We start from the raw sequence: 10,015 nt of genomic DNA on the forward strand, positions 1-10,015 counted from the left end.
GCCGTGTCCGCGACGCGCGCGACGCGCGCGGCGTCCGCGGCTTCCGTCAGCGCGCGACGGCGTACGCCTGCGCGAGCCGGGCGATCTTCTGCGCGCGGGCCAGCCGCGGCAGGTCGGACCCATCGCGGCAGCGCTCGCCGCCGTTCCCGAGCTCGTCGATGACCGACTCGGCCCACGAGACGTCCGCGGCGGAGGGGGAGAGGACCTCGTTGATGTACGGCGCCTGGTCGACCCGGAGACACAGCTTCCCGGTCATACCCATCTCGACGGCGTGCTCCGCCGCGTCCATGAGCACCCGGGTGTCGTTGGAGATGGTCGGCCCGTCGATCGGCGGGGCGACGCGCGCGATCCGGCTGGCCACCACGAACTGCGAACGCGTGTAGGCCAGGGCGATCTGAGACGACCCGATGCCGGTGTCGCGACGGTAGTCGCCGACGCCGAACGCCAGGCGCACCACCTGGTCGGTCTTGGCGATCTCCGCCGCCTGTGCCAGGCCGTCCGCGGACTCGACCAGGGCGACGATCGGAGTGCCCTCGGCCAGGCGGGCCGCGGTGAGGGCGACGTGCTCGGCGTTCTCGGTCTTGGCCAGCATCACACCGTCCAACCCGGGGCAGTGACCCAGTGCCATCAGGTCCTTCTCCCACTCCGGGGAACGGACGTCGTTGATGCGGATCCACGCGTGGTTGCCCGCCTCGAGCCACTGGCGCACCTCACGGCGCGAGCGCTCCTTCTCGGACTGCCGCACCCCGTCCTCCACGTCGAGGACCACCACGTCCATCTCGGAGTTCACGGCGTCGTCGAAACGCTCGGTCTTGTCCGCGGGCAGCAGGAGCCATGAACGGGCGATGGTCGGCGGGATGGTCGACTGGGGGCTCACGGGTACCGGTCATCCTTTGGTCGGGGGCGTCGGAAGGCGCTGTTGGCCTCCCCACGATACGTCGCGGAAGACGGGCGCGGCCCCGTGGAACCGGGCCTCAGATGTCCGGGGCGGTGGCGAGCTGGATGAGGTTGCCGCAGGTGTCGTCGAGGATCATCGTCCACACCGGGCCCATCTCGGTGGGCGGCTGGACGATCCGCGCGCCCCGCTCCTGCAGCTCGGCATGTGCCCGGTGGATGTCGTCCACCTCGAACTGCGCGGCGGGGATCCCGTCGGCGTGCAACGCGGTGACGTATGCCCGGGCGGCGGGGTGCTGGTCGGGCTCGAGCAGTAGCTGGGTGCCGTTCGGGTCGCCCGGGTCGACCACCGTGAGCCAGCGGAAGTCGCCCGCGGGGAGGTCGTGTTTGAGGACGAACCCCAGGACCTCGGTGTAGAAGGTCAGCGCACGCGGCTGGTCGTCGACGTGGACGGAGGTGATACCGATGCGGGGCATGGCACGACGGTAGGCCGGTCGGGGCCCGCCGTCATCCGATCCGGCGCCGCGGGCCGCATTGCTGACAGAATCTGTCCGCACAGCGCGGCGGGACTGTTGACTACTCCACTGGTGGGGGCCACCCTTTGAGGGTGAGTACCCGATCCACGTCCGCACCGGCGATCGAGGCCGAACACCTCGTCAAGCGATTCGGCGACTTCACCGCCGTCGACGACATCTCGTTCACCGTCCCCACCGGGACGGTCCTCGGACTGCTCGGCCCGAACGGTTCCGGCAAGACCACCACGATCCGGATGATGACCACCCTGAGTCCGCCGACCTCGGGAACCGCCCGGGTGGCCGGCCACGACGTCGTCTCCGAACCCGCACTGGTGCGCAAGAAGATGGGGCTGACCGCCCAATCGGCGACGGTGGACGAACTGCTCACCGGGCGGGAGAACCTCCGGCTCATCGGTGACCTGTACGGGCTACCGAAGAAGGCGGTGAAGGCGAGGGCGGACGAACTGCTCGAGAAGTTCTCGCTCACCGAGGCGGCGACCCGCGTCGCCAAGAGCTACTCTGGCGGGATGCGGCGCCGCCTCGACCTGGCGGCCAGTCTCGTCGCGGCCCCGCCGGTGCTGTTCCTCGACGAGCCGACCACCGGTCTGGACCCGCGGTCGCGCAATGAACTGTGGGACGTGCTGCGCGGACTGGTCCGTGACGGCACCACGCTGCTGCTCACCACCCAGTACCTCGACGAGGCCGATCAGCTCGCGGACCGGGTGATCGTGATCGACCACGGACGCGTCATCGCGGAGGGCACGCCGCTGCAGCTCAAGGACCGCTCGGGGGCGGCCAGCCTGGTGATCACGGTGTCGCGTCCGGAGGACGTCGACGAGGCCGCGCGGGTGCTGACGACCCGTATCGCCGACTTCCACGTCGATCGGGACGCGCGCCGCCTCACCGCACCGTCGGAAGGTGTCTCCGCGCTCGCGGGGATCGCCGCGGCGTTCACCGAGGCCGGTATCGAGCTCGACGACATCGGCTTGCAGCGCCCGAGCCTGGACGACGTCTTCCTCTCGTTGACCGGGCGCAAGGCGGAAGACCCGCGACTCGAGCCCGCCGGGGACGGGGTCGACGAGCTCGAGACCGCCGGATCCGAGACCGCCGGTCTCGGGACCACTGAGGAGGAGCACCGGGTATGAGCACCGTCGCGGACCCCGCCGTGGGGACCACCAGCGCGGACGGCTTCGTCGTCCCTGCCCGCCCGGACGGCCCCTCGTTCGGCCGGCAGGTCTCGGCGCTGGTACGCCGCAATCTGTTCCACATCCGGCGGCAGCCGGAGAACCTGGCGGACGTCACCATCCAGCCGGTGATGTTCGTGCTGCTGTTCGCGTACGTCTTCGGCGGCGCGATCGCCGTGGCGGGCGGGGTGAACTACCGCGAGTGGCTGCTGCCGGGGATCATGGCGCAGACCATGGCGTTCTCGTCGTTCGTCGTGGCGTCGGGGCTGTGCAACGACCTCAACAAGGGCATCATCGACCGTTTCCGGTCGTTGCCCATCCAGCGGGCGTCCATCCTCATCGCGCGGAGCGCGTCGAGCCTCATCCACTCCTCGATCGGGGTGGTGGTGATGTCGTTGACCGGGTTGATCGTGGGGTGGCGGATTCGCTCGAACCTCCTCGACGCCCTGCTGGGCTACGTCGTGCTGGTCGGGTTCGGGTTCGTCATGATCTGGATCGGGATCGTCGTGGGGTCGCGGCTGAAGACGATCGAGGCGGTCAACGGCGTCATGTTCACGACCACGTTCCCCATCACCTTCCTGGCCAACACGTTCGCGCCACCGGAGTCGATGCCGGACTGGCTGCGGGTGTTCGCGGAGTGGAACCCGCTGTCGTCGGTGGTGCAGGCGATGCGGGAGCTGTGGGGCAACGCCCCGGCCGTGGGGCCGGAGGCGGCGCTGCCGCTGCAGTACCCGCTGCTCTCGTCACTGCTGTGGGTCGTCGGCCTGACCGTGCTCATCGCCCCGATCGCGATCCGGGCCTTCGACGCCCGTACGCGGGACTGACGCGCTCCGGGCGAGCGGCTCGCCCTCCGCGGCGGCGGCGAGTTCGCGCAGCGCCTCGAGGTGACCGGCGAAGGCCTTGCGCCCGCTGCGGGTCAGGGCCAGCCACGTGCGCGCGCGCCCGGTGGGGGCGGCGGCTTTGGAGGTGGTGGCGTAGCCGGCGTCGGTGAGGACCTTGAACTGCTTGGACAGGACCGAGTCGGCGACGCCGAGTTCGTCCCGGATGGTGCCGAACTCCATCGACTCGACGGGGGCGAGCAGGGCGCAGATCCGCAGCCGGTGGGGGGCGTGGATGATGTCGTCGAAGCGGGCGGCGGCGCGCCTGGCCATCATCGACGCGCCTTCGGGAGGGCGGCGGCGCCGGTGCGGATCTCCTCGCGCATCGCGCTGTCGACGCGGCGGCCCAGCACGATCGTGGCGACCAGGGCGACGGCGGCGAGCAGGACGGCCAGCCAGACGGGCAGCGCCCGGCCCGCGGCGGTGGGGATGAGCGAGGACCCGGTCACCACCAGCACGATCACCGCGTAGGCGAACCACCACCTGCGGGAGGTGGGGCCGAGGTTGCGCATGTCGACCCACAGGCCGGTGGTGCGCTGGTAGGCCCCGACCAGCAGGCCGATGCCGATCGCCCCGCCCAGGGAGACCACGAGGCGGACGACGTCGTGGAGGTCGAGAGCGGCCACCAGCATGATCGCGGCGAGGATCGCGCCGAGGGCGGGGTGGTACCACCACGGGGTGATGAGCCTGTCGGCCACGGAGCGTCGGGCCGAGTCGACGTCGGCGAGGGCGGCGGCGGGGTCGTACGGGGACGACGCGTTGTTTTCCATAACGGAAACGATAGGAGTTACTTTCCGTTTCCGCAAGGGAAAATCAAGACTGGTGCCCGGTCACGCCTTCTTCTTGGGCGAGACCCGGATCGTGATGCTGCCGACCACGGGCTCGACCCCCGCGTCGTCGACGAACCGCAGGGGGACCTCGACGTCCCGCCCGGTGGTCATCGACGCGAAGTCGGGCAGCTCGGTCCATTCGGCCGTGACGGTCATCCCGCCGGTCGACTTCGCGGGGTAGCGCACGTTCATGCCCACGGGGATCCAGCGGTGGGTCGCGGGCACCGTGGCCTCGGCGAGCATGCCCATCGCCATCTCCGCGAGGTTGCACGCGGCGATCACGTGGAAGGTGCCGATGTGGTTGCGGTTGCCCCACCATCCCGGCCCCCGCACGACGCAGCGTCCGGGCCGGAGCTCGGTGACGTGCGGGTGGGCGGTGCGGAAGTACGGGGCCTTGAGGCTCACCGCCGCGCTGAACAGGCGGGACCCGAACGGCAGGCGGGTGGCGGTCTTCCACAGGCGGTAGGTGGAGGTGTCGGCGGTGGGGCGGGGCGGGGTATCGGTCACGACGACGAGGTTACCCGCCGGTAAGTTGTCCCGCGGCCATCCGGGGCGCGCGAGTGCTCACCTCGTCAGGACAGGATCTGCGTCCCGCGGCGCAGGAGCTCGTGGAGGCGATCCTGGTCCGCCCCGGGCTCGGCCACCCACAGGCGGTAGGCGGACAGCGCTATCCCGAGAGCGGCGTGGGCGGTGGCGGCGGGCACGAGGTCGTCCACCGTCTCGCCCCGCCGGTCGGCGACGAACCCGGCCACGGCCCGCCGCCAGTCGGCGTACACGAGCGTCGAGTGGGCCTGGAGTTCGTCCACGCCCAGGAGGAGACGCATCCGTAGGCGGTGGACCTCGGTCTGCGACGGCGGGAACGTGTTGAACGCGATGAGGGCGTCCGCCAGCGCGTCGCGCAGCGGGGTGTCCTCCGGGACGCCGGCCAGGTACCCCAACATGAGCTGGATCTGCTCGTCGAACTCGCCCCACGCGATGGCGGCCTTGCCGGGGAAGTAGCGGAACAGGGTGCGCCGCGAGATGTGGGCGGCCTCGGCGATCTGATCGACGCTGGTCGCCTCGTAACCCTGGCGCGCGAACAGGTCGAGGGCCACGTCGACGATCGACGCGCGGGTGGTCGACGGGCGACGTCCGGGCGTCCGTCCCGAGGTCATTCCCGTCATTCCCATGACACGAGAGCCTAGATCAGTGATCCTTGCCACTGGCACCAAGTGCCAATATGATTCGGGTCTCACCACGCCCGTGGTGGGGTTCCCGCAGTTCCGGAGGGAAGGACGCGAGATGGACAACGCGCAGAACACCGAGGTCGTGCTGGAGGAGGCCCTCATCGAGGAGGTCTCGATCGACGGCATGTGCGGGGTCTACTGAGATGACCTCCGCAGCAGCGCCGGCCGGCGCCGGGCAGACGGCCGCCCCGGCGGCATTCGATCTCGACGCCGGCTGGCGCCTGCACCCGGGCGTCGCCCTGCGGCCCGAGCCGTTCGGGGCCCTGCTCTACCACTTCCACACCCGCAAGCTCAGCTTTCTCAAGTCGCCGACCATCGTCGAGGTGGTCCGCACGCTCGCGGACCATCCCACCGCCCGCGCCGCGTGCGCGGCAGCGGGGGTGCCGATCGACGACCCGGGCACGGCCCGGCTGTACCTGCACGCGCTCGGCCAGCTCGCCGCCTCGCGCATGATCGAGGAGACCTTATGACCAGCATGCTCGACCGCCCGGCCACGTCCGGCGCGGCGCCCACCGCCGCGGCGCCGGCTCCCGTCGGCCGACTCGTGGACCAGTTCGAGCGCGGGCTCGACGCGCCGATCTGCCTGACCTGGGAGCTCACCTACGCCTGCAACCTCTCGTGCGTGCACTGCCTGAGCTCCTCGGGCAAGCGCGATCCGCGGGAGCTGAGCACCGAGCAGTGCAAGGCGATCATCGACGAACTGCAGAAGATGCAGGTCTTCTACGTCAACATCGGCGGCGGCGAGCCCACGGTCCGCTCGGACTTCTGGGAGCTCGTCGACTACGCCACCAGCCACCAGGTGGGCGTGAAGTTCTCCACCAACGGCGTGCGGATCGACGAGAAGGTCGCCCGGCGCCTGGCCGCGAGTGACTATGTCGACGTGCAGATCTCCCTCGACGGCGCGACCGCCGAGGTCAACGACGCCGTCCGCGGCCCGGGTTCGTTCGACATGGCCGTGCGGGCGCTGCAGAACCTCAAGGACGCCGGCTTCACCGACGCCAAGATCTCGGTGGTGGTCACACGCGAGAACGTCACCCAGCTCGACGAGTTCAAGGCGCTCGCCGACCGCTACGACGCCACCCTGCGCATCACGCGACTGCGTCCGTCCGGTCGCGGTGCCGACGTGTGGGACGACCTGCACCCGCTGCCCGAGCAGCAGAAGCACCTCTACGACTGGCTGGTCGCGCACGGCGAGAACGTGCTCACCGGCGACAGCTTCTTCCACCTGTCCGCGTTCGGCGACGGCCAGGGTTCGCTGCCTGGTCTCAACCTGTGCGGCGCCGGCCGCGTGGTGTGCCTGATCGACCCGATCGGGGACGTCTACGCGTGCCCGTTCGCCATCCACGACAACTTCCTCGCCGGCAACGTCGTCGCCGACGGCGGGTTCGAGTCGGTGTGGCAGACCTCGGAGCTGTTCCGGGAGCTGCGCGAGCCCCAGTCCGCGGGCGCGTGCGGGTCCTGCGGGTTCTACGACAGCTGCCGCGGCGGCTGCATGGCCGCGAAGTTCTTCACCGGCCTGCCGATGGACGGCCCGGACCCCGAGTGCGTCCAGGGCCACGGGGAGGGCCTGCTCGCCGCCGAGCGCGCCATCCCGGCGCCGTCGCAGGACCACTCGCGCACCAAGGGGCTGGCCGCGCGCAAGCAGCCCGCCGGCCCGGTGCCGCTCACGCTCATCACCACCCCGCCGCGCCGGCCCACCAGCCTGTGCGACGAGTCCCCGATCTGACCGCGCGTCCCGAGCCGACCCGCGGCCCCCGGACCGAATCCCGTAGGAGGAACCCCCGCCGTGTCCCGTCTGTCCAAGATCGCCGAGGCCAACCCCTGGCGGCAGAACCCGTGGTTCGAGTCCGTCGCCGAGGCACAGCGTCGAGCGAAGAAGAAGCTGCCCAAGAGCGTGTACATGGCGCTCGTCGGTGGCAGCGAGGCGGGCGTGACGATCCGCGACAACATGGACGCCTTCTCCGAACTCGAGCCGAAGCCGCACGTCATCGGGGCCAAGCAGGACCGCGACATGGCCACCACGGTGATGGGGCAGCCCATCAGCCTGCCGGTGATGATCTCGCCCACCGGCGTGCAGGCGGTCACCCCGAACGGGGAGGTCGACGTCGCCCGTGCGGCGGCCGCCCGCGGCACTGCGATGGGACTGAGTTCGTTCGCCTCCAAGCCGATCGAGGAGGTCATCGCGGCCAACCCGCAGACCTTCTTCCAGGTGTACTGGCTGGGCGGCAAGGAGCAGGTCCTGCGCCGGCTCGAGCGGGCCAAGGCCGCCGGCGCGGCCGGGGTCATCCTCACCACGGACTGGTCGTTCTCGATGGGACGGGACTGGGGTAGCCCGGCCATCCCCGAGACCCTCGACGCCAAGGCGCTGGTCACCCTCGCGCCGCAGATCGCCGTGCGGCCGCGCTGGGCGGCCGAGTGGGCGCGCGACGTGGTGGTCAACAAGCGCTTCCCGGACCTGACGACCCCCAACCTGGTCAACCAGGGCGAGATGGGGCCCTCCTTCTTCGGCGCCTACGGCGAGTGGATGAACACCCCGCCGGCCACGTGGGAGGACATCGCCTGGGTCGTGGAGAACTACGACGGCCCGGTCATGCTCAAGGGCATCACCCGCATCGACGACGCCAAGCGGGCCGTCGACGCCGGGGTCACGGCGATCTCGGTGTCCAACCACGGCGGCAACAACCTCGACGCGACCCCCGCCTCGATCCGCTGCCTCGCGCCGATCGTCGACGAGGTCGGCGACCAGGTGGAGGTGCTGCTCGACGGCGGCATCCGCCGCGGCTCGGACGTGGCCAAGGCGCTCGCGCTCGGCGCCCGCGCCGTGATGATCGGCCGCGCCTACCTCTGGGGCCTGGGTGCCAACGGGCAGGCCGGCGTGGAGAACGTCCTCGACATCATGCGCTCCGGTCTGGACTCCAGCCTCATCGGACTGAGCAAGTCGTCGATCTCCGAACTGAACCGCGACGACTACGTCATCCCCGAGGGCTTCATGCGCCGCCTCGGCGCCTGATCCGCCACCACCCCACGAGAACCCAGAGAAAAGGACGCCTCCTCCATGAGAGATTTCGACGGCAAGGTCGTCTACATCACCGGCGTGGCCCGCGGCCAGGGCCGCAAGCACGCCATCCGGTTCGCCCGCGAGGGCGCCAAGATCATCGGCCTCGACCTGTGCGCGGCGCCGTCCGAGTACGTCAAGTACCGGACCGCCACCGAGGATGACCTGGCCGACACCATCGAGCGCGTCGAGGCCGAGGGCGGGGAGATCTGCGCCGAGATCGGGGACGTGCGGGACCTGGCGTTCCAGCAGGACCTCGTCGCGCGCGGCGTGGAGCGCTTCGGCGGGCGTCTGGACGTGGTGATCGCCAACGCCGGCATCTGCAACTGGGGCAAGGTGTGGGAGCTCGACGAGCAGCAGTGGCAGGACACCATCGACATCAACCTCACCGGGTACTGGAAGACCCTCAGGGCCGCGATCCCGCACATGCTCGACGCGGGCAACGGCGGCTCGATCATCCTGGTCAGCTCCGTGGCGGGCCTCAAGGCCATGCCGGTGCAGTCCCCGTACTCGGCCTCGAAGTACGGCGTGGTGGGCCTCGCGCAGACCGCCGCCAAAGAGCTCGGTGAGCACGGCATCCGGGTCAACACGATCCACCCCTACGGCGTGCAGACGCCGATGGGTGCCGAGGACCCCGACGCGCTCGAGGTGTTCAACAACATGCCGCAGTTCCTGCCGCACTTCACCCCGATCCTGGGCATGGGCATGGCCAGCACCGACGACATCTCCGACTCGGTGATGTTCCTCGCGTCGGACGCCTCGCGCACCATCACCGCCTCGACCTTCACCGTCGACATGGGCGCGATCAAGGTCTGACCCGACATGACGGGCGCGACCGGCGCGGACGGACGGCCGGGCGGCGGCGTGCTGGCCGTGCTGCCACTCGGGGCCACCGAACAGCACGGTCCACACCTGCCGCCGGAGACCGACACCCTCCTCGCGGAGGCCACGGCCCGCGCCGTCGCCGACTCGGCCACCGGCGCCCCGGCCCACGCGGCGACCGGCGTCACCGTCCGCGTCCTTCCCGCCCTGGCCTACGGCTCGAGCGGGGAACACCAGTCGTTCGCGGGGACCGTCTCGATCGGGACCGCGGCGCTCGCCGAGTTGCTGCTCGAGTTCGGCAGGTCCGTGTCCTCGTGGGCGGACCGACTGCTCGTGGTCAACGGTCACGGCGGCAACGTCGACGCCCTCCGCCGCGCGGTCCCGCGGTTGCGGCACGAGGGCCGTGACGCCGCGTGGCTGTCCTGCCGCACCGCTGAGAACCCCCGTGACACCCACGCCGGGCACGCCGAGACCTCGCTCATGCTGCACCTGCACCCGGACCTCGTGCGCGTCGAGCACGCGGCCCGCGGCTGCGTCCGGCCGCTGCCGCAGATCCTGCCCGCGATGCGCGACGGCGGGGTCGCCGCGGTGAGTCCGTCCGGCGTCCTGGG

Annotated in this window: 14 protein-coding genes; 8 read left to right on the forward strand and 6 right to left on the reverse strand. The window is 70.8% G+C overall.

Annotated features, from left to right (window positions below; translation table 11 throughout):
* Window positions 1-46 precede the first annotated feature (46 nt).
* The gene (locus tag G6030_RS10030; RefSeq protein ID WP_007632751.1) at window positions 47-877 is read right to left on the reverse strand and encodes a CoA ester lyase; all 831 of its coding nucleotides are present in this window, start codon (window positions 875-877) and stop codon (window positions 47-49) included.
* Window positions 878-974: 97 nt separating this feature from the next.
* A complete protein-coding gene (locus tag G6030_RS10035; protein WP_007632749.1) occupies window positions 975-1,370 on the reverse strand; it encodes a VOC family protein in 396 nt (131 codons plus the stop codon).
* A 131-nt stretch (window positions 1,371-1,501) separates the two neighbouring features.
* Between G6030_RS10035 and G6030_RS10040 the strand changes: the two genes are divergently transcribed.
* Both G6030_RS10040 and G6030_RS10045 read left to right on the forward strand, forming a co-directional pair.
* Window positions 1,502-2,554, forward strand: a complete 1,053-nt coding sequence (locus tag G6030_RS10040; RefSeq protein WP_007632747.1) for an ATP-binding cassette domain-containing protein — start codon at window positions 1,502-1,504, stop codon at window positions 2,552-2,554.
* Window positions 2,551-3,417 carry an ABC transporter permease gene (locus G6030_RS10045; RefSeq protein ID WP_007632745.1) on the forward strand — a complete coding sequence of 289 codons (867 nt, stop codon included), beginning with the start codon at window positions 2,551-2,553 and terminating at the stop codon, window positions 3,415-3,417. Before G6030_RS10040 ends, G6030_RS10045 begins: the two co-directional genes overlap by 4 nt.
* Here the strand turns inward: G6030_RS10045 and G6030_RS10050 are convergent.
* The 4 genes from G6030_RS10050 to mftR form a co-directional block, all read right to left on the reverse strand.
* A complete protein-coding gene (locus G6030_RS10050) occupies window positions 3,337-3,744 on the reverse strand; it encodes a transcriptional regulator (protein ID WP_007632736.1) in 408 nt (135 codons plus the stop codon). The two genes, G6030_RS10045 and G6030_RS10050, sit on opposite strands and share 81 nt — an antisense overlap.
* Complete coding sequence (locus G6030_RS10055) at window positions 3,744-4,241, reverse strand: hypothetical protein (RefSeq protein ID WP_182643018.1); 498 nt, start codon at window positions 4,239-4,241, stop codon at window positions 3,744-3,746. The genes G6030_RS10050 and G6030_RS10055 overlap by 1 nt, the downstream gene beginning before the upstream one ends.
* Window positions 4,242-4,301: 60 nt before the next feature.
* Window positions 4,302-4,808 (reverse strand): hotdog fold domain-containing protein, encoded by a 507-nt coding sequence (locus G6030_RS10060; protein WP_007632734.1) that lies wholly within the window; start codon window positions 4,806-4,808, stop codon window positions 4,302-4,304.
* Window positions 4,809-4,873: 65 nt separating this feature from the next.
* Window positions 4,874-5,470 (reverse strand): mycofactocin system transcriptional regulator, encoded by a 597-nt coding sequence (gene mftR, locus G6030_RS10065; protein ID WP_241724284.1) that lies wholly within the window; start codon window positions 5,468-5,470, stop codon window positions 4,874-4,876.
* Between the two features lie 112 nt (window positions 5,471-5,582).
* Here mftR and mftA point away from each other — a divergent pair, with 112 nt between their 5' ends.
* From mftA to mftE, 6 genes are all read left to right on the forward strand, one after another.
* On the forward strand, window positions 5,583-5,669 hold the full coding sequence (gene mftA, locus G6030_RS10070) for a mycofactocin precursor MftA (RefSeq protein WP_063971908.1): 87 nt from the start codon (window positions 5,583-5,585) through the stop codon (window positions 5,667-5,669).
* A gap of 1 nt (window position 5,670) precedes the next feature.
* Window positions 5,671-5,997: a mycofactocin biosynthesis chaperone MftB gene (gene mftB, locus G6030_RS10075; protein ID WP_182643019.1), complete on the forward strand. Its 327-nt coding sequence runs from the start codon at window positions 5,671-5,673 to the stop codon at window positions 5,995-5,997.
* Window positions 5,994-7,253, forward strand: coding sequence for a mycofactocin radical SAM maturase (gene mftC / locus G6030_RS10080; RefSeq protein ID WP_182643020.1), 1,260 nt, complete (start codon window positions 5,994-5,996; stop codon window positions 7,251-7,253). The genes mftB and mftC overlap by 4 nt, the downstream gene beginning before the upstream one ends.
* 60 nt (window positions 7,254-7,313) lie before the next feature.
* Complete coding sequence (gene mftD, locus G6030_RS10085) at window positions 7,314-8,537, forward strand: pre-mycofactocin synthase MftD (protein WP_182643021.1); 1,224 nt, start codon at window positions 7,314-7,316, stop codon at window positions 8,535-8,537.
* 45 nt (window positions 8,538-8,582) lie between these two features.
* Window positions 8,583-9,398 carry a mycofactocin-coupled SDR family oxidoreductase gene (locus tag G6030_RS10090; protein WP_182643022.1) on the forward strand — a complete coding sequence of 272 codons (816 nt, stop codon included), beginning with the start codon at window positions 8,583-8,585 and terminating at the stop codon, window positions 9,396-9,398.
* A 6-nt stretch (window positions 9,399-9,404) separates the two neighbouring features.
* Window positions 9,405-10,015: mycofactocin biosynthesis peptidyl-dipeptidase MftE (gene mftE / locus G6030_RS10095; RefSeq protein ID WP_182643023.1), on the forward strand; the 611-nt coding region annotated here is incomplete at its 3' end.

It is taken from the genome of Dietzia sp. E1 (genome assembly GCF_014145015.1).
Classification (GTDB): domain Bacteria; phylum Actinomycetota; class Actinomycetes; order Mycobacteriales; family Mycobacteriaceae; genus Dietzia; species Dietzia cinnamea_A.